Raw genomic sequence first — 22,431 nt, 5'->3', positions numbered from 1 at the left:
CAAATCTGGTGCGTGAGCGCCATCTCCTGAACGCATGAAGCCGACCGTCATCAGCGCCGATGCCATGTTCGAGGAGTTCCGCGGGTCGCTCCGCTGGGAATGGCTCGCCGGGCTCGGGGCGTCAGAGCGCCAGTTCGACCCCGAAGTCATCAGCCGTGCGCAGTCGGCGGCCGACCTGGTCGGCTACCTCAACTACATCCATCCGTACCGCGTGCAGATACTGGGTGCACGCGAAGTGGCCTACCTGACGCGCGGCAGCCAGGAAGACTGCGCCCGCCGCATTGCCCGCATCGTCACGCTGGAGCCGCCAATGCTGGTGCTGGCCGACGGCCAGGCCGCTCCCGACGAGCTGCTGTCGATCTGCGAGCGCGCGCAGCTGCCGCTCTTTGCCACGCGCGAATCGTCGGCCTTCGTGATCGACCTGCTGCGTGCCTACCTGTCCAAGCACTTCGCCGAGCGCACCTCGATGCACGGCGTGTTCATGGACATCCTGGGCATGGGCGTGATGATCACGGGCGAGTCGGGCCTGGGCAAGAGCGAGCTGGGCCTGGAGCTGATCTCGCGCGGCAACGGCCTCGTGGCCGACGACGCGGTCGACCTCTACCGCATCAACCAGAACACCATCGAGGGGCGCTGCCCCGATCTGCTGCTGAACCTGCTGGAGGTGCGCGGCATCGGCCTGCTGGACATCCGCGCGATCTTCGGCGAGACGGCGGTGCGCCGGAAGATGCGGCTCAAGCTCATCGTGCACCTGGTGCGGCGCGACAGCTTCGAGCGCGACTACGAACGCATGCCCTCGGCGCCGCTCACGCAGGACGTGCTGGGCATCCCGGTGCGCAAGGTCATCATCCAGGTGGTGGCGGGGCGGAACATCGCCGTGCTGGTGGAAGCGGCAGTGCGCAACTCCATCCTGCAGCTGCGCGGCATCGACACCTATGCCGATTTCGTGGCACGCCACCACAAGGCGATGGAAAACGCCCGCGACAGCGACTGAAAGCAAAAAAGGGGCAATGCGCCCCTTTTCTTTTGCTTCCTGTTGCAGGAACAGGTGCGGGTTCAGCGCTTCTTGGCGCAATCTCCGCAAAGACCGTAGAGCGACATGGCGTGGTCCTGCAGGATCCAGCCCTTGTCCTTTGCGATCATCTGCTGGCGGCGTTCGATCTCCGCGTCGTAGAACTCCTCGACCTTGCCGCAAGAGGTGCAGATCAGGTGGTCATGGTGCGTGCCTTCGTTCAGTTCGTAGACGGCCTTGCCGCTCTCGAAGTGGCTGCGCTCGAGGATGCCGGCCTGTTCGAACTGGGTCAGCACCCGGTAGACGGTGGCCAGGCCAATGTCGGAGTGTTCGTTCAGAAGCACGCGAAACACGTCTTCCGCGGTCATGTGCCGCTGGCTGCCGGTCTGGAAGATCTCGAGGATCTTCAGCCGTGGCAATGTGGCCTTGAGGCCGGTATTCTTGAGTTCGTCGATGTTGGCCATGTTGATTCCTGCGCCCTGGGCTGCGGCAAAGGCCCTGAAAAGGGCAGCCGCTACAATGGCCGATCATATCGCTACCCCCCCTTCCTCCCATGCCTGCCATTCTCCAACGCCGTCCCTGGCTGCTGGTCGCCGCCATCGCCGCGACGCTCGGCCTCGGTGCCTGCAGCGGTTTCAGCGAGCGCACGCGTGACGCCCTGACGGCCGTCACTCCCTACAAAGTCGAAGTGGTGCAGGGCAATTTCGTCTCGAAGGAACAGGTCGCGGCGCTCAAGCCCGGCATGTCGCGCCAGCAGGTGCGTGAAATCCTCGGCACCTCGCTGCTGAGCGACGTTTTCCACAACAACCGCTGGGATTACGTCTTCACCATCCGCCGCCAGGGCGTGGAACCGCAGGAACGCCACCTGACCGTGTTCTTCAACGGCGAACTGATGGACCGCTTCGAAGGCGACGAGATGCCCAGCGAGGAAGACTTCGTCGCCACGCTGGACACCCGCAAGAAGTCCGGCAAGGTGCCCACGCTCGAGGCATCCGAGGACGACCTCAAGAAATTCGCTCCCTCCAAGGACGAGAAGAAGGCCGACAGCGCCACCTCTTCGCCGTCGGCCAGCCTGCCGCCGCTGCCGGCCGCCTACCCTCCGCTCGAAGCCACGCGCTGAGCGTGCTGCGGCAACGAGCCGAAGCGACAGAAGAAAACAGCGGGCGGCGCCCGCCGAGTCAGGCGGCGTCCGTCCCGAGTCCATGCATGCCATTGGCCATTTCGAAGACTGAATCCGCGTGACCGAATCCATTTCCACTTCTTCCTCAAGTTCCGCCTCCGCGCCGCGCCGTGTCGCCATCGCCGGGGCATCGGGCCGCATGGGCCACATGTTGATCGAGGCCGTGCGCAACACGCCCGACCTTCGCCTGGCCGGCGCGCTCGACATCGCGGGCAGCCCGGCGCTCGGCGCCGATGCCGGCGGCTTCCTGGGCTTCGACAGCGGCGTGTCCATCGTGTCCGACCTGCGCGCGGGCCTGAAGGATGCGCAGGTGCTCATCGACTTCACCCGCCCCGAAGGCACGCTCGCGCACCTCGCTGTGTGCCGCGAACTGGGCGTGCAGGCCGTCATCGGCACCACCGGCTTCAGCGACGCGCAGAAGGCCGAGATCGCCGAGATCGCCAAGGACATCGCCATCATGATGGCGCCCAACATGAGCGTGGGCGTCAACGTCACCCTCAAGCTGCTCGAGATGGCGGCCAAGGCCATGTCGACCGGCTACGACATCGAGATCATCGAGGCGCACCACCGCCACAAGGTCGACGCGCCCTCGGGCACCGCGCTCAAGATGGGCGAAGTCATTGCCGACGCGCTGGGCCGCGACCTCAAGGACTGCGCCGTTTACGCCCGCGAAGGCATCACAGGCGAGCGCGACCCTTCCACCATCGGCTTCTCGGCCATCCGCGGCGGCGACATCGTGGGCGACCACACCGTGCTGTTCGCGGGTACCGGCGAACGCATCGAGATCACCCACAAGTCGTCGAGCCGCGTCACCTATGCCCAGGGCAGCCTGCGCGCGGTGCGCTTCCTGGCCGAACAGCGCGCCGGCCTGTTCGACATGTACGACGTGCTGGGCCTGCGCTAAAAAACCAAAGGACCGCCGATGAGCGTGCTCGAACTGCTGACCCATGGCGACGGCGTCAGCCGTTCGGTGGCTGCGCTGCTGCTGGCGATGTCGATCGCGAGCTGGGTCATCATTCTCTGGAAGGCCTGGCTGCTGCGCGGCGGCACGCGCGACGTGCTGCGCAGCATCGCCGCCTTCTGGCAATCGGCCACGCTGGCCGACGCCGAGCAGAAACTCCGGGCCTTCGACCGCGCGACGCTGGTGCTGCCGGCGGTGTCGGCCATCCGCGGCGTGGCCGCCAGCGCGCCCGAGGGCACGCTGGGCGCCGCGGTCGACCGCAACCAGCGCCTGACCCGCGTCCTGCGCAATGCGCTGCACGGCGCGCTGCGGCGCCTGCAGGCCGGCCAGATCCTGCTCGCCACCGTGGGCGCCACCGCGCCTTTCGTGGGGCTGCTGGGCACTGTCTGGGGCATCTACCGCGCGCTGTCGGGCATCGCGGGCCAGACCGGCGGCTTCACCATCGACAAGGTCGCGGGGCCGGTCGGCGAAGCGCTGGTCATGACGGCATTCGGCCTGGCCGTGGCCATTCCGGCAGTGCTGGCCTACAACGTGTTCGGCCGTGTCATCGGCCGCATCGAAGCCGAGCTCGAAGGCTTCGCCCACGACCTGCTGGGCAGTTTCGGCGAGCTGCCGAAGCCCGCCGCGCCGCCACCCGCGCGGCCGATGCCGGTCTGACCCGCCGGCAACCAACGCACGAGGCACCACCATGGCCTTCGGTCGTACTTCACTGGGCAGCGGCGCCGCAGGCGGCGGACGCGCAATGGGCGGCGGCGCGCAGCGGCCGCTGTCCGACATCAACGTGACGCCGCTGGTCGACGTGATGCTGGTGCTGCTGGTGATCTTCATCATCACCGCGCCGCTGATGGCCAGCTCGATCAAGCTCGACCTCCCGCAGACCGACGCGGGCCAGCCCAACGACACGCCCAAGTTCGTGAGCGTGTCGGTCGACGCCTCCGGCAAGGTCTTCTTCAACGACCAGGCCGTGACCGACGAGGAACTGGCCGACCGCTTCGAGAAGGCCGCCGCCGACAGCAAGGACACCGAGGTGCAGCTGCGCGCCGACCAGACCGTGCCCTACGGCAAGGTGGTGGTGCTGATGGGCATCGCCAACAAGGCGGGCCTGAGCCGCATCGGCTTCGTCACCGACGCGCCGCAGCCGGCTACCGATCCCACCGTGCCCGCCAAACGCTGAACGCCCCGCGCGCGCGTCGAAGCATCAGGGCTTGACCTCGACCATGGCAGTGTCGTGCGCCACGCCGTTGGTGAACTGCACCTCGTAGTCGAACTGGTCGGTTCCGCTGAATCCCGCTTCCGGCACGAACCAGATGCCTTGCCCCGACAACGTACGGCCGCTGCAATCGACCGCGCCGAACCGCGGCGGGCCGACGGTGACGGAGCCCGGTCGCACGCTCACGGTGCCGTGCGCGGGCTTCGTGCGGATGGTGACGACCGGATCGGGTCCCTGGCTGCAATCGGAGCGTTGCTGCACGTAGGTGAATATGCGCACCTCCTGGCCCGCCGTGGTGCTGCGTTGCCAAGTGTGCTCCCGCGGGGTGCCCTTCTGGGCGTGCGCGACCGTGCACAGGGCCAGTGCCGCGAGCAGTGCGGCCGTGTGGACTTTCATCCGGGCATATGCCATGGCGTGTTGCCTCGAAGGTGGTTCAGCCCAGCACGACCGGCTTGGTATGCCAGATCTCATGCGCGTACTGCGCAATCGTGCGGTCCGATGAAAACGCGCCCATCCCCGCCACGTTCAGAACAGCCATCCGCGTCCACGCATCCGAATCGCGATACAGCGCATCCACCTCGGCCTGCTTCGCCACGTAGCTCGCATAGTCCGCCAGCAGCAGGTAGTGGTCGCCCCAGTTCACCAGCGCGTCGTAGATGCCCTGGTAGCGCGCCGGCTCGCCTGGCGAGAAAGCACCGTCGCGGATCGCGTCGAGCACGCGCCTGAGTTCGGCGTTGCCTTCGTAGATGTCGCGCGGCTGGTAGCCGCGTGCGCGGATGTCCGCCACCTCGGGCGTGGTGTTGCCGAAGATGAAGATGTTCTCCGGCCCCACGTTCTCGCGCATTTCCACGTTGGCGCCGTCCAGCGTGCCGATGGTCAGCGCGCCGTTGAGCGCGAACTTCATGTTGCCGGTGCCAGAGGCCTCGGTGCCCGCGGTCGAGATCTGCTCCGACAGGTCGGCCGCCGGCATGATGATTTCGGCCAGGCTCACGCTGTAGTTCGGCAGGAACACCACTTTCAGCAGCTTGCCCACGCGCGGGTCGGCATTGATGGTGCTGGCCACGTCGTTGATGAGCCGGATCACCAGCTTGGCCGTCACATAGGCCGAAGCGGCCTTGCCCGCGAACACCACCACGCGCGGCACCATGTCGACTGGCACACCCGCGGCCTGCGCGTCGAGGATGCGGTGGTAGCGCGCCACCACGTGCAGCACGTTGAGCAGCTGCCGCTTGTATTCGTGGATTCGCTTGACCTGCACGTCGAACATCGCGTCGGTGTCGAGGTCGATCTTCAGGTGCTGCTCGACCCAGTTGGCCAGCCGCAGCTTGTTCTCGCGCTTGGCATGTCGGAAGGCGCGCACGAAGGCGGGCTGCGCGGCCATCGGCTTGAGCGCCTCCAGTTGCGACAGGTCGCGCCGCCAGCCCTTGCCGATGCGCTGGTCGAGCAGCGCCGCCAGCGGCGGGTTGGCCTGCGCCAGCCAGCGGCGCGGCGTGACGCCATTGGTCTTGTTGTTGAAGCGCTCGGGAAAGAGCTTGGCGAAGTCCGAGAAGATCGACTGCTTCATCAGCTCCGAGTGCAGCCCCGACACCCCGTTGACCGAGTGGCTCGCCAGCACCGCCACATAGGCCATGCGCACGCGCCGCTCGCCGGTCTCGTCCACCAGCGAGAGCCTGCGCATCAGCTCGACGTCGTTGCCCAGCTTCTGCGCGACGGTGGCCAGGAACCGCGCGTTCATGTCGTAGATGATCTGCAGGTGCCGCGGCAGGATGCGGCCCAGCATCTCGACCGGCCAGGTCTCCAGGGCCTCGTGCATCAGCGTGTGGTTGGTGTAGCTGAACACCTTCTGCGTGTGCGCCCAGGCTTCGTCCCACGGCATGCCGTGCTGGTCCAGCAGCAGCCGCATGAGTTCGGGCACGGCGAGCACCGGGTGGGTGTCGTTCAGGTGGATGCTGACCTTTTCGGAGAGCTGGTCGAAGGTCGTGTGGTTGCGCAGGTAGCGGCGCAGCAGGTCTTGCATGCTGGCGCTGCAGAAGAAGTACTCCTGGTGCAGCCGCAGCTCGCGCCCCGAGGGCGTGGAGTCGTCGGGGTAGAGCACGCGCGACACGTTCTCCGACTGGTTCTTGCTCTCGACCGCGCCCATGTAGTTGCCGCGGTTGAAGGCCGAGAGGTCGATTTCCTCGGTGGCGCGCGCCGACCACAGCCGCAGCGTGTTGGTGGCCTGCGTGCCGTAGCCCGGGATGATGGTGTCGTAGGCCACGGCCAGCACGTCGTGCGTGTCGACCCAGTCGACCGCGCCGGGCGGCACATTGGCGCCCTCGCGCTTTTGCACGTGGCCGCCGAAGCGCACCCGGTAGTTCACCTCGGGCCGCTGGAACTCCCAGGGGTTGCCGCGCGTGAGCCAGTAGTCGGGCGTCTCGACCTGCTGGCCGTCGACGATGCGCTGGCGGAACATGCCGTACTCGTAGCGGATGCCGTAGCCCATGCCCGGCACGCCGAGCGTGGCCATCGAATCGAGAAAGCAGGCCGCGAGCCGGCCCAGGCCGCCGTTGCCCAGGGCCGCGTCGGGCTCGCGCTCGGCCAGCGCGTCCATGTCGACGCCGAAGTCGGCCAGCGCCTCGCGCACGGTGTCGTACAAATCCACGGCCAGCAGCGCGTTGGTGAAGGTGCGCCCGATGAGGAATTCCATCGACAGGTAATAGACACGCTTGAGGTCCTGCGCGTAGTTGGCGCGCGTGGTCATCATCCAGCGTTCGACGAGCTGGTCGCGCACCGCCTGCGAGGTGGCGTTGAGCCAGTCGTCCTGGCTGGCCGCGACAGGGTCCTTGCCGACGGCGTAGATCAGCTTGTTGGCCACCGCGCGCTTGAAGGCCGCGACGTCGCGGTCGGGGTGGTCGTAGGCGAAGTCTTTGATCGTCATGGTTGGCGCTCTTTGGGTGGGTGTTGGTGTGTCTGATTTGCCGTCAGGAGGCGTTCGGGGTGTGTGCACAGGGCACCGGGTACTCCCCTCCGCGAATGTCCCCTGTCGGCGTGAGCGCCCCCCGAACGGCACAAGTCCCGACAAGTAGAAAGACAGGCATTCATCCCGGCGCCTGCCTATAGACATCGATGTACTGCGCAGCCGCGGTAGCCCAGTCGGCCGGCCGCCGCATCGCGTTGCCGCGCACGCGCCGCCAGTCCGGTGCGCGCTGGTAGAGCGCGAAGGCGCGGCGCACGGCGCGTTCGTAGTCGGCCACCTCGAAGCGATCGAACACGAAGCCGGTGGCCTCGCCGCTGGCGAGGTCTTCGAGCGTGCTGTCGACCACCGTGTCGGCCAGCCCGCCGACGCGGCGCACCAGCGGCAGGCTGCCGTACTTCAGGCCGTACATCTGAGTGAGGCCGCAGGGCTCGAAGAGCGAGGGCACCAGCGTCACGTCGCCCGCGCCGAAGAGCTGGTGCGCAAGCGCCTCGTTGTAGCCGATGGTCACGCTGACCGATTGCGGCGCGGCCGCCGCGCGCTGCCTGAAGGCATCTTCGAGCCAGCCCTCGCCGCTGCCCAGCAGAGCGAGCTGGCCGCCCTGGGCGAGCAGCGAGTCCAGGCCGTCGAGCACCAGCCGCAGGCCTTTCTGCTCGGTAAGGCGGCTCACCAGGATGAAAAGCGGCGCGTCCGGCCGCTCGGCCAACCCCAGCTGGTGCTGCAGCACCGACTTGCAGCGCGCCTTGCCGGCCATGTGGCGGCCTTCGGGCGTGTGATAGCCCTGCACCAGCGCAGGATCGGTCGCCGGGTTCCAGACCTGGTCGTCGACCGCGTTGAGGATGCCGCTCAGCACGCCGCTGCGCTGGCGCAGCAGGCCGTCGAGCCCGCAGCCCTGCTCGGGCGTCTGGATCTCGAGCGCGTAAGTCGGGCTCACCGTGGTGAGCCGGTCGGCGTAGCACAGGCCACCCTTCATGAACGAGACCTGGCCGTGGTACTCGATGCCGTTCATCTGGAACGCGGGGCCGGGCAACCCGAGGTCCGCGAAGTTCCACGGCGCGAAGAGGCCCTGGTAGGCCAGGTTGTGCACCGTGAACACGCTGCCAACGCGCGATGCGCCCATCTGGCTGGCCTCGCGCGCGAAGTGCAGGTAGGCCGGCGCCAGCGCGGCGTGCCAGTCGTGCGCATGCACCACCTCGGGCTGCCAGGACGGATCCAGCCCCTGCGCGAGCCGCGCCGCCGCCCAGCCCAGCAGCGCGAAGCGCCGGTGGTTGTCGCCGTAGGGCTGGCGCGAGTTGTCTTCGTACGGGTTGCCGGGCCGGTCGTAGAGCGCGGGCGCATCGATCACGTAGGCCGGGATGCCCGGCGTGCCGTCGACCGCCACGCGCCCGAGCCGCAGCGCGAAGCGCTCGCCCCAGGGGGCGTCGAACCCGGCCACGGGCGCCAGTTCGCGCACGCCCTGGGTGATGGCCGGAAAGCCCGGCAGCAGCACGCGCGTGTCCTGTCCTTCGGCCATGAGCGCCAGCGGCAGGGCGCCGGCGATGTCGGCCAGGCCGCCCGTCTTGAGCAGGGGGAAGAGTTCGGCGCTGACTTGCAGGATTCGCATCGGGAGGCTGGATGAAGGTGGGTATCAGGCAGGCGCAAGCCGCTTGAGCATTTCGCGCGTGACCAGCACCACGCCGCTCTCGGTGCGCTCGAAGCGCGCGGCGTCGGCCTCGGCGTCCTCGCCGATCACCATGTCGTCGGGGATCACGCAGGCGCGGTCGATGACCACCTTGCTCAGGCGGCAGCCGCGTCCCACTTCGACGTCGGGCAGCAGCACCGCCTGCGAGATCGTGCAGAACGAATGGATGCGCACGCCCGAGAACAGCACCGAGTCGCTCACCGACGACCCCGACACGATGCAGCCGCCGGAGACGATGGTGTTGGTCGTGAGGCCGGGCTTGCCGTCGCGCCCGAACACGAACTTGGCTGGCGGCAACTGGCGCTGGTAGGTCCAGATGGGCCAATTGGTGTCATAGATGTCGAGCTCCGGGGTGATCGAGGCCAGATCGAGGTTGGCTGCCCAGAAGGCATCGATCGTGCCCACGTCACGCCAGTAGGTCGGGCTGTCGCCGCCGCGCATGGCGCGGGTCACGCACGACATGCCGAACGGATGCGCCAGCGCGCGGCCCTCCGCCACGGCGCGCGGGATGATGTCCTTGCCGAAGTCGTGGTCGGAGTTCGGGTCCTTGCTGTCTTCCTCCAGCAAGCGATAGAGGTAGCTGGAATCGAACACGTAGATGCCCATGCTGGCCAGTGCCACGTCCGGCTTGCCGGGCATGGCCGGCGGGTCGGTGGGTTTTTCCAGGAAGGCCGTGACCTTGCGGTCGCCGTCCACGTGCATCACGCCGAAGGCGGTGGCCTCCATGCGCGGCACCTCGATGCAGCCGACGGTGCAGCCCAGGCCGCGCTCGGCGTGGTCCTTGACCATGATCGAGTAGTCCATCTTGTAGATGTGGTCGCCGGCCAGCACCACGACGTAGTCGTGCGGCGTGGAGCGGGTCTGGATGATGTCGAGGTTCTGGAACACCGCGTCGGCCGTGCCGCGGTACCAGTGCTCGTCGCCCACGCGCTGCTGCGCGGGCAGCACGTCGACCATCTCGTTGAGCTCGGCCCGCAGGAAGCTCCAGCCGCGCTGCAGATGGCGCATGAGCGAATGCGACTTGTACTGCGTGACCACCGCCATGCGCCGGATGCCGGAGTTCAGGCAGTTGGACAACGCGAAATCGATGATGCGGAACTTGCCGCCGAAGTACACCGCCGGCTTGGCGCGGCGGTCGGTCAGCTGCTTCAGGCGGGAGCCGCGTCCGCCGGCCAGCACCAGGGCGATGGTGCGGCGGACCAGCTGGTGGGCCTGCAGCTCTTGCTGCGGTTGCTGTGGCGCTTGGGGTGCGAGGTTGTCCATCCTGAAGTCTCCGTTCGTTCGATTGTTGGAATTCATCCGCCGTCAGAGTTTCTGCATCGAGACTAGCACCGCGCCCTGCGGCTGGCTTCTACGTTCTTGCAATTCCGAGGCTCGAGAAAGGCACCTGCGCCGTGCCGTCGAGCGGCCGCGCCAGGTTCCCCGGGTCGTGGCCGGGGTCGGTGGACAGGCACAGGCGCCAGCCGCCCCCTGGCAGCCTGAACTGCACGGTGTCCGGCCCCGCGTTCACCATCACCAGCCATGCGCTTTGTTTTCCGCTTGCTTCATCCGATGCATCGCTCCCGGCAAAGAGGATTGCAAGGGCCGTGCCTGTCTGCCAGTCGGCGGGTGTCATCGGTTCGCCGTCGGGGCGCAGCCAGCGGATGCCGGGCGGCGTGCCTTCGGGCGGCTCGGCCGGCCACCAGCGCGCGCTGCGCAGCGCCGGGGCTTCGCGCCGCAGCGCCGCCAGCCGCGCCACGAAGGCGCTCATGCGGGCCGCGTCGCTCGCGGGGTCGGACGCGGCGCCGATCCAGGCGAGCCAGGTGGTCTCGTTGTCCTGGCAGTAGGCGTTGTTGTTGCCTTGCTGGGTGTGGCCCAGTTCGTCGCCGGCCAGCAGCATCGGCGTGCCCTGGGAGAGCATCAGCGTGGCCAGCAGCGCGCGCCGCAGCCGCTCGCGCAGGGCCAGCACGCCGGGGTCGTCGCTCGGGCCCTCGACGCCGCAGTTGTTGCTCAGGTTGTGGCCGTGGCCGTCGCGGTTGCCTTCCCCGTTCGCGAGGTTGTGGCGCTCGTCGTAGCTGACGAGGTCGCGCAGCGTGAAGCCGTCGTGCGCGGTGATGAAGTTGACGCTGGCGCTCGGCGCGCGGCCATCGTGCGCGAACTGCGTGCTCGACGCGGTGAAGCGCTGCGCGAAGTCGCCCAGGCCGGCCTTTCCGTCGCCCTCGTGGTCCTGCCGCAGCCAGAAGCCGCGCTGGGTGTCGCGGTAGCGGTCGTTCCACTCGAGCCAGCCGGGCGGGAATTCGCCCAGGCGATAGCCGCCGGGGCCCAGGTCCCAGGGCTCGGCGATGAGCAGCGTGCGAGACAGCACCGGGTCTTGCGCAATGGCCGCGAAGAAGGGCGCGCGCGGGTCGAAGCCGTTGTTGTTCTTCGCACCGCGGCCGAGCACCGGCGCCAGGTCGAAGCGGAAGCCGTCGACACCCATCTCGCAGGCCCAGAAGCGCAGGCTGTCCATTACCAGTTGCAGCACGCGCGGCTCGGTCAGGTCGAGGCAGTTGCCGGTGCCGGCCCAGTTCTCGTAGAGCGCGCCGTCGTCGGGGCGCAGGCGGTAGTACAGGGCGTTGTCGATGCCGCGCAGCGAGAGGGTGGGGCCGAATTCGTCGGTCTCGGCGCTGTGGTTGTAGACGACGTCGATCACCAGTTCCATGCCGCGCGCGTGGATCGCGTCGGCCATCGCCCGGAACTCGCCGGCGGGCGTGGTGCCGGGGCGGCCGCTCCAGTAGCGGGCTTCGGGCGCGAACCAGCCGATGGTGCTGTAGCCCCAGTAGTTGCTCAGGCCCATGTGCAGCAGGCGCTGTTCGTCTGCGCGGTGCTGCACGGGCATGAGGCTCAGGGTGGTGACGCCCAGGCGCTGAAGATGGTCGAGCACGGCGGGTTCGGCCAGTCCCGCATAGCTGCCTCGAAGGGGGGCGGGCACGGCAGGGTGCAGCTTTGTCTGGCCCTTGACGTGCAGTTCGTAGAGGACGCGGTCACCTGCCGCGATGCGGGCGTGGCCCGGGGCGGCCGGCGCGTTGGAGGGCGCGGCGACGCGGGCTTTCAGGGCGACGCTGGCGTTGTCGCGGGTGTCCCGTTCGGCGGGGCTCGCCGGATCGTGGCCCAGAAAGATGTCGCTGCCGTCGTAGCTGCCGACGATCTCGCGCGCATATGGGTCGAGCAGGAGCTTGCAGGGATTGAAGCGCTTTCCCTCGTGGGGTAACCAAGGGCTGTGCACACGATAGCCGTAGACCAGGCCCGGCTTCCCGTTGGGGAGGAGGCCGTGCCAGATGCCGTCTGTCTGTGCCGACAGTTTCAGTCGCTGCTGTTCGTTCTTGCCTGTGGCATCGAAGATGCACAGCTCCACGGCTTGGGCTGCTGGCGCTGCCAGAGCGAAGTTGACGCCTTGCTTCGTGGGGGTTGCGCCCAGGGGGAAGGGGTGGCCTGGGCTCAGCATTGTTTTTGCCTTGCAGGGGGCTTGCTGCCCGGGGCCGGGACTCGCCCCGGCGGGCGACTCACTTTCTTTTGCTTCGCCAAAAGAAAGTAAGCAAAGAAAAGGCGACCCCACTGTCTGCGACCCCTTCGCTTCGCTACGGGGCAACCTGCGGTGCTCGCGTTTCGCGGGGTCTCGCAGAACTCGCTTCGCTCAAACAGCTGCGAGCCCTGATCCGCGAAACGCTGCGCTCCTCGGCGCAGCCAGAGGGGTGGGAGCGGGAACCGACACTGGCCTTTGCTTCGCTCGGCCCTATGTGGCGCAGCCGCTGCGCGGCTGCGCCGTTCGCGCCGAGCGCAGCGATGGCGTGTTCGGTTTCCAACCCCCTTCTGGCTGCGCCGAGGAGCGCAGACGTAGGCGGGATCAGGGCCGCAGCTGTTTGAGCGAAGCGAGTTCTGCGGACCCCCGTCTACGTCGAGCACCGCAGGTTGCCCGTAGCGAAGCGAAGGGTCGCAGACAGCAGGGTCGCCTTTCTTTTGCCTACTTTTCTTTGGCGAAGCAAAGAAAAGTAGCTCGGCCGCCGGGCCGAGACCCGGCCCCGGAAAACAAACACCCAAAAACATCAAACCAACACCCACATCACAGTACCCAGAGGCGGCAAGCTGACACAAACAGAGTCCGCCTTCCCATGCCACTCGACGGCAGAGCTTTCGACAACCCCGTTGCCAACCCCACTCCCCCCATACACAGCCCCATCCGTATTGATGATCTCCCGATAAGAGCCAGCAAACGGAACCCCCAACCGGTACCCAACCCGAGGCACAGGCGTGAAGTTGCAGACAGCAATGACGAACGCCCCGTCACGAGCCCTCCGAACAAAGGCAAACACCGACTGATCCGCATCGTCATGCACGATCCACTCGAACCCGTCGCCGTCATGATCGAGCTCGTGCAGCGCCGGAAAATGCCGGTACACGTTGTTCAGGTCGCGCACCAGCCGCCGCACGCCCTGATGCGCCGCGTGCTCCAGCAGATGCCAGTCCAGGCTGCAGTCCGCATTCCATTCGGCGTACTGCGCGAACTCGCCCCCCATGAACAACAGCTTCTTGCCGGGATACGCCCAGAGGTAGCCATACAGGTTGCGCAGCCCGGCAAACTTCTGCCACTCGTCCCCCGGCATGCGCCCGATCAGCGAACCCTTGCCGTGCACCACCTCGTCGTGCGACAGCGGCAGCACGAAGTTTTCGCTGTGCGCATACATCAGCCCGAAGGTGATCTTCTGGTGGTGGTGCTTGCGGTAGACCGGGTCGGTGCCCGCATACGCCAGGGTGTCGTTCATCCACCCCATGTTCCACTTGTAGTGAAAGCCCAGGCCGCCGTCTTCCGGCGGGCGGGTCACTCCGGGGAAGCTGGTCGACTCCTCTGCCAGCGTCACCGCGCCGGGCCGCTCGACGCCCACCACGCGGTTCATGCGCCGAAGGAAGTCGATGGCTTCGAGGTTCTCGCGTCCGCCGAAGGTGTTGGGTATCCACTCGCCCGCCTTGCGGCTGTAGTCGCGGTAGAGCATCGAGGCCACCGCGTCCACGCGCAGGCCGTCCACGCCGTAGCGCTCCAGCCAGTAGAGGGCATTGCCGACGAGGTAGTTGCGCACCTCGGTGCGCGCGTAGTTGAAGATCAGCGTCTGCCAGTCGTTGTGGAAGCCCTCGCGCGGGTCGGCGTACTCATAAAGCGCGGTGCCGTCGAAGCTGCCGAGGCCGTGCGCGTCGGTCGGGAAATGCGCTGGCACCCAGTCCAAGATCACGCCCAGCCCCGCCGCATGCGCGGCCTCGACGAAATGGCGGAAGTCGCCCGGCGTGCCGAAGCGCGAGGTCGGCGCGTACAGGCCGATCGGCTGGTAGCCCCAGGAGCCGTCGAACGGATGCTCGCTGATCGGCAGCAGCTCGATGTGCGTGAAGCCCATGTCGCGCGCATAGGGCACCAGCGTGTCGGCCAGCTCGCGGTAGTCGAGCCACTCGTGGCCGTTGTTCTTGCGGCGCCACGAGCCCAGGTGCACTTCATAAATGCTGATCGGCGCATGGCGGCCGTTGGCCTCGGCGCGGCCTTCGGGCATCTTGACTGCGGCCGGCAGCGGCTGCACCACGCAGGCGGTGTCTGGCCGCAGCTGTGCCGAGAACGCGAACGGGTCGGCCTTGCGCAGCACTTCGCCGTGCGCCGAAAGAATCTCGAACTCGTAGGCATCGCCCACCGTCACGTGCGGCGCAAAGATTTCCCACACGCCGCACTCGCGGCGCAGCCGCATCATGTGGCGCCGGCCGTCCCAGTTGTTGAAGTCGCCGACCACCGACACGCGCCGCGCGTTTGGCGCCCAGACCGCGAAGGCCACGCCCTTGACGCCGTTCATCTCGCGCAGGTGCGCGCCCAGCCGCTCCCACGGCCGCAGGTGCGTGCCCTCGGCCAGCAGCCAGACGTCGGTATCGCCGAGCACGAACGGAAAGCGGTAGGGGTCCTCGAGCCGAGAGGTGTGGGCGTCCCAGTCGATCTGGAACGAATAGCCCATGCGGGCCTCGGCCGCCGGCACCAGTCCGCTGAACAGGTCCGACTCGCCGTGGCGCGAAAGAATCGACAGCGGCCAGCCGGTGCGCGAATGCACCACCGCCACGCGCTGCGCGCCGGGCAGAAGCGCGCGCACCTCCAGGCCCTCGGCAGTCTCGTGCGGCCCCAGCACGGCGAACGGATCGCCGTGTTCGGCGCGCATGAGCGCGCGGACTTCGGATTCGGACAACGGCTTCAGGGGCATGGCGGTCAGCTCATTCCTTCTTCGGCGGGCATGCCGATGAAGACGCCATAGGGCGCCAGCACCAGCATGCGCTTTTCACCGATGCTCTGCACGGCGGCGGTCGGCGCGAGCGGTTGTCCGACGAGAGGCTGCAATCCATCGGGCAAGGACATCGACACCGGCGCGCTTCCCAGGTTGAAGATCGCGTGGAGCGATTGGTTCCCGTCGGTGCGCTCGAAATGCAGCAGGGGCTCGGGCGCGTCGATGAAGGCGATGCCGCCGGTGCGCAGCAGCGGCTGCGTGCGGCGCCAGCGCAGCAGGGCGCGGCTGAAGGCGAGCATCGAGCCCGGGTCGTCGGCCTGCCGCGCAACGGCCAGCGGCAGGTGCGGGCCGTACACCGGCAGCCAGGGCGTGCCGGCGGTGAAGCCGCCGTGCGGCGCCTCGTCGGTCCAGGGCATCGGCGTGCGGCAGCCGTCGCGGCCCTTGAATTCGGGCCAGAACGCCCGGCCGTAAGGGTCTTGCAGGAGTTCGAACGGCACCTCGGCCTCGGGCAGGCCGAGTTCCTCGCCTTGGTAGATGCTGGCGCTGCCGCGCAGCGTGAGCAGCAGCATCAGCCAGAGGCGGTCGCGGCGCGTGTCGGCGGGTGCGCCGCCGCTCCAGCGGGTGGCGACGCGCGGCACGTCGTGGTTCGACACGGCCCAGCAGCCCCAGCCGCCGGCGGGCGCCAGCGCGCCATCGAGTGCTTCCACCTGGTGGCGCAGGTGCCCGGGGCTGTGGTCGGCCGTGAGCAGGCTGAAGCTGTAGGCCAGGTGCAGGCGCTTGCCGCTCTCGGTGTATTGCGCCATGACGGGCGGCGCGTTCTCGTCGCCGACCTCGCCCAGCGCCACCGCGCCGTAGCCGTCGAGCAGCCGGCGCAGGTTTTCGAGAAACGCCAGGTTCTCGTGCTGGCTCTTGTCATACAGGTGCTGCTGCATCGCATACGGGTTGTCGGCGCGCACCGTGCTGACCTCGTCGATCGACGCGAGCGAGGCCGGCGGGTTGTCGCGCAGCAGCGCGTCGTGGAACTGGTGGTTGCAGGCGTCGAAGCGGAAGCCGTCGACGCCGCGCTCGCACCAGAAGCGCACTTCGCCGAGCAAGGCCTCCTGCACCTCGGCGCAATGGAAGTTCAGGTCGGGCTGTTCGGCAAGAAAGCTGTGCAGGTAGTACTGCCGCCGCCGCGCATCCCATTGCCAGGCCGAGCCGCCGAACACCGACAGCCAGTTGGTGGGCGGCGTGCCGTCGGGTTTGGGGTCGGCCCACACGTACCAGTCGGCCTTGGGGTTGTCGCGGGAGCTGCGGCTTTCGGCGAACCAGGCGTGCTGGTCGGAAGTGTGCGAGAGCACCTGGTCGATGATGAGCCTCAGGCCCAGCGCATGCATGCGCGCGAGCATGGCGTCGAAGTCGGCCAGCGTGCCGAACAGCGGATCGACCGCGCGGTAGTCGGACACGTCGTAGCCGAAGTCCTTCATCGGCGAACGGAAGAAGGGCGAGACCCAGACCGCATCGACGCCCAGCGCCGCCACGTGGTCGAGCCGGGCCGTGATGCCGGGCAGGTCTCCGATGCCGTCGCCGTTGCTGTCGCTGAAGCTGCGCGGGTAGATCTGGTAGATCACCGCGCCGCGCCACCATTCGCTGCCGCCTTTGTCGCTGCTCTTGTCGCTGGTGCCCATGCCGGTCCCTGTGGTCGGAAAACCATTGTGGCATGCGAGATTCGGGCCAGTGATACGCCCCGTGCGGGCGTTGGTGCGCGGCCTCCGGCCGCTGCCATCACAGCCGCGCGAGCAGCCCCGCGACGGTTTCGTTCGCCAGGCCCAGCGGTTCGAGCAAGTCGTTCTCGCGGCGGAAGTCGATGCCGTTGACCAGCGAGGCCGCGTCCACGATGGTGCGGGTCGCGGGCGTGGGCACGCCGGCGATGGCGCCCAGCGCCTCTATGAACGCCAGGCCGTAGGGCATGTCCTCGGTCACGTAGCGGGTGTCGACCTGCACCGGGCCGGGCGGCCCGCCGCGCTTGGCGTGCAGCTCGGCGGCGATGTCCGCCAGCTTTTCCGACGTGGTGCCGAAGGAGCGCGCGAAGTGCGCCTCGATGGGGCCGAGCTCGATGCCGAAGGCCCGCGCCACGGCGCGGCGCTCCTGGTCGAGCGCCTCGATCGCGCGCGACACGCCGGGCGTCATGCAGTGGTATTGCGGCCAGTTCTCGGCGCGCTCGATGCGGGTCCAGTTGAACACCGCCAGCGGGCCGTGCGACTGCGCGTTGACGTTGGCCAGGGCGCTGGCGAGGGCGCTTTCCTGCGGGAAGAAGCCGTCGCCGAAGAGCTCGGTGCACAGCGCGACGGCCTCGTCCGCCTTCGCGCCGGGCAGGGTGGACACGCCGACCGCCTTGCGCCGCGTCATGACCTTGACCTGCGTGGCCGACTCCCGGCGCGCGGTCAGCACGGTCGTGCCGAAGCTGGCGACGGTGACCTGGCGTCCGGCTTGCCTGGCTGCTTCATGGAGATAGAGCGACGACAGCGAGGCCATCGAGCTGACGATCACCGTCTGGCCGTCGCGCAGGAAGGGCAGCAGCGCGTCCATCAACCGCTTGTGGCCGTTGACCGGCAGGGCGAGCAGCAGCACGTCCGATGCCGCGCAAAGGCCGGCTGCGTCGTCGGCAACCTCGACGGTCACCGAAAACGACTGGATGCCGCCGGCTTCCAGCGCCTGAGTACGCAGGGCCTCGGCGCCCCGGCCGCCCGGCGACCACACGGCCACGCCGTGCCCCGCCCGCCGCAGCCAAGCCGCGCTGGCCAGCGCGATCGCCCCGGTGCCGGCAATGCCGACGCGGTGTGCCAATCTATTCAACCTTGATCCCGCCTTGTTTGATGACCTTCGCCCAGCGCTGGCTGTCTTCCGCCACGACCTTGCCCAGCGCGGCCGGGCCGCCGCAGGTGTTGACCGCGCCCAGTTGGGCGAAGCGCTGCTTCGTCTGCGGCAGGTTGCACACCTCCATCAGCGCTGCCGACAGCTTCTCGATGCTTGCCGCCGGCATGCGTGCCGGGGCCATCACGCCGACCCAGACCGGCACTTCCATGCCCGGCAGGCCGGTGGCCTCGCCGATGGTGGGCGCCGAGCCCATGCTGGGGAGGGAAACGCGCGAGAAGGTGCCCAGCACGCGCGCCTTGCCGCTGGCGACCATGGGCTCGATCGAGGCCACGCTGGTCACGATGGTTGCCACCTGCCCGCCCAGCAGGTCGGTCATGGCGGGCGCCGCGCCCCGGTAGGGCACGTGCAGCATGTTCACGCCGCTGGCCTGGGCCAGCAGCGCCCCGGTCAGGTGCGAGACGGTGCCGTTGCCGGTCGAGGCGTAGGTCACCTGGCCCGGCCTGGCCTTGGCGTCGCTCAGCACATCGGCCACGGTCTTGTAGGGGCTTTCGGTGCGCACCGACAGCGTCATGGGCGTGTCGGCCACCAGGGCCACCGGCACCAGCTCGTGCACCGGGTCGTAGGGCAGCCTGGCCTGCAGGTGGGGAGCGATCGTGACCGCGCCGCCCGTGGCCAGCAGCACCGTGGCGCCGTCGGTCGCCTTGGCCACGGCGTCGGCTGCCACGATGCCGCCGGCGCCGGCCTTGTTGTCGATGATGACCGGCTGGCCCAGCTTGTCGGTCAGCTTGGCGCCCAGGTAGCGCGCGATGACGTCCTGCGCGCCGCCGGTGGCGAAGGGCACGACGATGCGCAGGGGCTTGTCGTTGTGTTGTGCCCACAGCGGCGTGGCGGCAACCACGGCGAAGCACACGACAAGGTGTTTCAAAAACAATTTCATGGCGAATTCCATCCCGTGGCGCACTGTTTGGGCTTCGTTATTTCGCGAAATGCCGCGGAACCGGCTTTGCCGGGCCGCCGGCATTGCCCCCGGCAGGGGGAAGGAGAAGCGACACGAAGTGCGCGAAGCCTGGGGGCGAGTCTAGTCCGGCGCGATAATCCCGCGTTCCCGGCCGCCTTGCGCCGGGCTCTTGCCGAACCGCCATGAATCCCAGCTACAAACCCAGCGACGTCGAGTCCGCTGCCCAGGCGCAATGGAGCGCCGCCGATGCCTACCGCGTCACCGAGGACGCGAGCCGCAAGAAGTACTACGCCTGCTCGATGCTGCCGTATCCCAGCGGCAAGCTGCACATGGGCCACGTGCGCAACTACACGATCAACGACATGCTCACGCGCTACCTGCGCATGAGCGGCTACAACGTGCTGATGCCCATGGGCTGGGACGCCTTCGGCCTGCCGGCCGAGAACGCGGCGCTGAAGAACGGCGTGCCGCCGGCCAAGTGGACCTACGAGAACATCGCCTACATGAAGGGCCAGCTCCAGGCCATGGGCCTGGCCATCGACTGGAGCCGCGAGATCGCCACCTGCGACCCGAGCTACTACAAGTGGAACCAGTGGCTGTTCCTGAAGATGCTCGAAAAGGGCATTGCCTACCGCAAGACCCAGGTCGTGAACTGGGACCCGGTCGACCAGACCGTGCTGGCCAACGAGCAGGTGATCGACGGCAAGGGCTGGCGCACCGGCGCCACGGTCGAGCGCCGCGAGATCCCGGGCTACTACCTGAAGATCAGCGACTACGCCGAGGAACTGCTCGAGCACACCCAGCACAAGCTGCCGGGCTGGCCCGAGCGCGTCAAGCTGATGCAGGAAAACTGGATCGGCAAGAGCGAAGGCCTGCGCTTCGCCTTCACCCATGACATCAAGGGCGCCGACGGCAAGCTGATCCAGGACGGCCGCATGTACGTGTTCACCACGCGCGCCGACACCATCATGGGCGTGACCTTCTGCGCCGTGGCGCCCGAGCACCCGCTGGCCGCGCATGCCGCCACGCTCGACCCCAAGGTCGCGGCCTTCATCGAGGAATGCAAGAGCGGCGGCACCACCGAGGCCGAGCTCGCCACGCAAGAGAAGAAGGGCGTGCCCTCCGGCCTCACGGTGACGCACCCGATCACCGACGAGCAGGTGCCGGTGTGGGTCGGCAACTACGTGCTCATCGGCTACGGCGACGGCGCCGTGATGGGCGTGCCCGCGCACGACGAGCGCGACTTCGCCTTCGCCAACAAGTACGGCATCGAGATCATCCAGGTCGTTCTGGTCGACGACGAGCCGCACTTCGACTATCACAAGTGGCAGGACTGGTACGGCCTGAAAGACGAGTCCGGGCAGCGCAGCGTGACCATCAACTCCGACAACTTCAGCGGCATGCGCTACAAGGAGGCCGTGGCCGCCGTGGCGCATGCGCTGGGCCAGAAGGGCCTGGGCGAGCTGCAGACCACCTGGCGCCTGCGCGACTGGGGCGTGAGCCGCCAGCGCTACTGGGGCACGCCGATCCCGATCATCCATTGCGAAGAACACGGCGCGGTGCCGGTCCCCGAGAAGGACCTGCCCGTGGTGCTGCCGACCGACTGCGTGCCCGACGGCTCGGGCAACCCGCTGCACAAGCACGAAGGCTTCCATGCAGGCGTGGTCTGCCCCGTCTGCGGCAAGCCCGCGCGGCGCGAGACCGACACCATGGACACCTTCGTCGACTCGTCGTGGTACTTCATGCGCTACTGCGACCCGAAGAACGACGAAGCCATGGTGGCCGGCGGCGCCGACTACTGGATGCCGATGGACCAGTACATCGGCGGCATCGAGCACGCCATTCTTCACCTGTTGTACGCGCGCTTCTGGACCAAGGTGATGCGCGACCTCGGCCTGCTGAAGGCCGACGAGCCCTTCAGCAAGCTGCTGACGCAGGGCATGGTGCTCAACCACATCTTCTACAAGCGCAACGAGAAGGGCGGCAAGGACTACTTCCCGCCCACCGAGGTCACGACCGTGCTAGACGCGCAGGGCCGCATCATTGGCGGCACCACCGCGGATGGCACGAAGGTCGAGTACGGCGGCGTGGGCAAGATGGGCAAGAGCGAACGCAACGGCGTCGACCCGCAGGACCTGATCGAGAAGTACGGCGCCGACACGGCCCGCCTGTACACCATGTTCACCGCGCCGCCCGAAGCCACCCTCGAGTGGAACGACGCGGCCGTCGAAGGCAGCTACCGCTTCCTGCGCCGGGTGTGGAACTTCGGCGCGGCGCAGGCCGACATCGCTCCCGTCGCGCTGGCCGGCCAGACCTTCGGCAAGGGCGCCCAGGCGCTTCGCCGCGAAGTGCATACCGTGCTGCGCCAGATCGACTACGACTACCAGCGCATGCAATACAACACGGTGGTGTCGGGCGCGATGAAGCTGCTCAACGCGCTGGAAGGCTTCAAGCCCGACGGCAGCGCGGGCGACGCCGCCGCGGTGCGCGAGGGCTTCGGCATCCTGCTGCGCTGCCTGTACCCCGCCACGCCGCACATCGCGCAACAGCTGTGGAACGAACTCGGCTACGACAAGGACCTGGGCGGGCTGCTCGACGCACCCTGGCCCACGGTCGACGTCGGCGCGCTGGTGCAGGACGAGATCGAGCTCATGCTGCAGGTCAACGGCAAGCTGCGCGGCAAGCTCAGCGTGCCGGCCAGCGCTTCGAAGGACGAGATCGAAAAACTCGCGCTGGCCTGCGACGACTTCGTCAACTTCGCCGAAGGCGCGCCACCCAAGCGCGTGATCGTGGTTCCCGGCCGTCTGGTCAACGTGGTTCTTTGAACGACTCAAGCATGAACAATCGCAATGTCTCGCTGCCGCGCCGCGGCCTTCTCCTCGGACTGGCGGCGGCCGGCGCCTCGCTCGGCCTGGCCGGGTGCGGCTTCGAGCTGCGCAAGGCACCGGTCTTTGCGTTCAAGTCGCTGTCGGTGTCGGGCAGCACGGCCATGATCAACCAGATCCGGCGCGAACTGCGGGCCACCGGCTCGGTGACCGTGCTGCCGCCGGAAGACGCCACCAAGGCCGACGTGATCCTGGAGATCCTGGGCGAGGACCGCAACCGCATCGTGATCTCGACCAATTCGGCGGGCCTGGTGCGCGAGCTGCAGTTGCAGCTGCGCATCCGCTTCCGGCTGCGCACTCCGGCAGGCAAGGACCTGATTCCCGCCGCCGAGGTCTCGCAGACGCGCGACCTGAGCTTCAACGAGACCAATGCGCTGGCCAAGGAAGGCGAGGCCGACCTGCTGTTCCGCGACATGCAGTCGGACATCGCGCAGCAGCTGATGCGCCGTATCGCAGCGGTCAAGTCGCTGTAATCCGT

Annotated in this window: 17 protein-coding genes; 7 read left to right on the top strand and 10 right to left on the bottom strand. The window is 68.0% G+C overall.

The genetic code is table 11. The features are described from left to right. Positions 1-34: 34 nt before the first annotated feature. On the top strand, positions 35-994 hold the full coding sequence (hprK, locus tag ACQY8B_RS21815) for an HPr(Ser) kinase/phosphatase (RefSeq protein WP_237678285.1): 960 nt from the start codon (positions 35-37) through the stop codon (positions 992-994). A gap of 62 nt (positions 995-1,056) precedes the next feature. Here hprK and fur read toward each other — a convergent pair whose 3' ends face one another. Next, complete coding sequence (gene fur / locus ACQY8B_RS21810; protein ID WP_019655576.1) at positions 1,057-1,476, bottom strand: ferric iron uptake transcriptional regulator; 420 nt, start codon at positions 1,474-1,476, stop codon at positions 1,057-1,059. Positions 1,477-1,565: 89 nt separating this feature from the next. On the opposite strand from fur, the gene ACQY8B_RS21805 reads away from it, so the two are divergent. The 4 genes from ACQY8B_RS21805 to ACQY8B_RS21790 all read left to right on the top strand — a co-directional run bounded on the left by ACQY8B_RS21805 (position 1,566) and on the right by ACQY8B_RS21790 (position 4,327). Further along, complete coding sequence (locus tag ACQY8B_RS21805; RefSeq protein WP_422088618.1) at positions 1,566-2,132, top strand: outer membrane protein assembly factor BamE; 567 nt, start codon at positions 1,566-1,568, stop codon at positions 2,130-2,132. Between the two features lie 199 nt (positions 2,133-2,331). Then, complete coding sequence (gene dapB, locus ACQY8B_RS21800) at positions 2,332-3,096, top strand: 4-hydroxy-tetrahydrodipicolinate reductase (RefSeq protein WP_422089092.1); 765 nt, start codon at positions 2,332-2,334, stop codon at positions 3,094-3,096. An 18-nt stretch (positions 3,097-3,114) separates the two neighbouring features. Beyond that, entirely contained in the window at positions 3,115-3,810 is a 696-nt protein-coding gene (locus tag ACQY8B_RS21795; RefSeq protein WP_422088617.1) for a MotA/TolQ/ExbB proton channel family protein, read from the top strand. A gap of 31 nt (positions 3,811-3,841) precedes the next feature. Then, a complete protein-coding gene (locus ACQY8B_RS21790; RefSeq protein ID WP_422088616.1) occupies positions 3,842-4,327 on the top strand; it encodes an ExbD/TolR family protein in 486 nt (161 codons plus the stop codon). A gap of 24 nt (positions 4,328-4,351) precedes the next feature. Here ACQY8B_RS21790 and ACQY8B_RS21785 read toward each other — a convergent pair whose 3' ends face one another. From ACQY8B_RS21785 to ACQY8B_RS21745, 9 genes are all read right to left on the bottom strand, one after another. Further along, positions 4,352-4,774 carry a hypothetical protein gene (locus ACQY8B_RS21785; protein ID WP_422088615.1) on the bottom strand — a complete coding sequence of 141 codons (423 nt, stop codon included), beginning with the start codon at positions 4,772-4,774 and terminating at the stop codon, positions 4,352-4,354. A 22-nt stretch (positions 4,775-4,796) separates the two neighbouring features. After that, complete coding sequence (locus ACQY8B_RS21780; protein ID WP_422088614.1) at positions 4,797-7,280, bottom strand: glycogen/starch/alpha-glucan phosphorylase; 2,484 nt, start codon at positions 7,278-7,280, stop codon at positions 4,797-4,799. A gap of 160 nt (positions 7,281-7,440) precedes the next feature. Beyond that, entirely contained in the window at positions 7,441-8,919 is a 1,479-nt protein-coding gene (gene glgA / locus ACQY8B_RS21775; RefSeq protein ID WP_422088613.1) for a glycogen synthase GlgA, read from the bottom strand. 24 nt (positions 8,920-8,943) lie between these two features. Continuing rightward, entirely contained in the window at positions 8,944-10,260 is a 1,317-nt protein-coding gene (gene glgC, locus ACQY8B_RS21770) for a glucose-1-phosphate adenylyltransferase (protein ID WP_422088612.1), read from the bottom strand. Positions 10,261-10,348: 88 nt separating this feature from the next. Continuing rightward, positions 10,349-12,460, bottom strand: coding sequence for a glycogen debranching protein GlgX (gene glgX, locus ACQY8B_RS21765; protein ID WP_422088611.1), 2,112 nt, complete (start codon positions 12,458-12,460; stop codon positions 10,349-10,351). A gap of 598 nt (positions 12,461-13,058) precedes the next feature. Then, complete coding sequence (glgB, locus tag ACQY8B_RS21760; RefSeq protein ID WP_422088610.1) at positions 13,059-15,233, bottom strand: 1,4-alpha-glucan branching protein GlgB; 2,175 nt, start codon at positions 15,231-15,233, stop codon at positions 13,059-13,061. A 5-nt stretch (positions 15,234-15,238) separates the two neighbouring features. Next, positions 15,239-16,921 (bottom strand): alpha-glucosidase, encoded by a 1,683-nt coding sequence (locus ACQY8B_RS21755; RefSeq protein WP_422088609.1) that lies wholly within the window; start codon positions 16,919-16,921, stop codon positions 15,239-15,241. Positions 16,922-17,018: 97 nt separating this feature from the next. Further along, positions 17,019-18,080 carry an NAD/NADP octopine/nopaline dehydrogenase family protein gene (locus tag ACQY8B_RS21750; protein WP_422088608.1) on the bottom strand — a complete coding sequence of 354 codons (1,062 nt, stop codon included), beginning with the start codon at positions 18,078-18,080 and terminating at the stop codon, positions 17,019-17,021. 1 nt (position 18,081) lies between these two features. After that, positions 18,082-19,047, bottom strand: coding sequence for a Bug family tripartite tricarboxylate transporter substrate binding protein (locus tag ACQY8B_RS21745; RefSeq protein ID WP_422088607.1), 966 nt, complete (start codon positions 19,045-19,047; stop codon positions 18,082-18,084). Positions 19,048-19,250: 203 nt separating this feature from the next. Here ACQY8B_RS21745 and leuS point away from each other — a divergent pair, with 203 nt between their 5' ends. Beyond that, on the top strand, positions 19,251-21,893 hold the full coding sequence (gene leuS / locus ACQY8B_RS21740) for a leucine--tRNA ligase (protein ID WP_422088606.1): 2,643 nt from the start codon (positions 19,251-19,253) through the stop codon (positions 21,891-21,893). 11 nt (positions 21,894-21,904) lie between these two features. Further along, on the top strand, positions 21,905-22,426 hold the full coding sequence (gene lptE, locus ACQY8B_RS21735; protein WP_422088605.1) for an LPS assembly lipoprotein LptE: 522 nt from the start codon (positions 21,905-21,907) through the stop codon (positions 22,424-22,426). Positions 22,427-22,431: the final 5 nt, after the last annotated feature.

It is taken from the genome of Variovorax sp. (assembly GCF_965279555.1).
Classification (GTDB): Bacteria; Pseudomonadota; Gammaproteobacteria; order Burkholderiales; family Burkholderiaceae_C; genus Variovorax.
The sequence above is the reverse complement of the archived record's forward strand: the minus strand, read 5'-3'. Positions and strand labels throughout refer to the sequence as shown.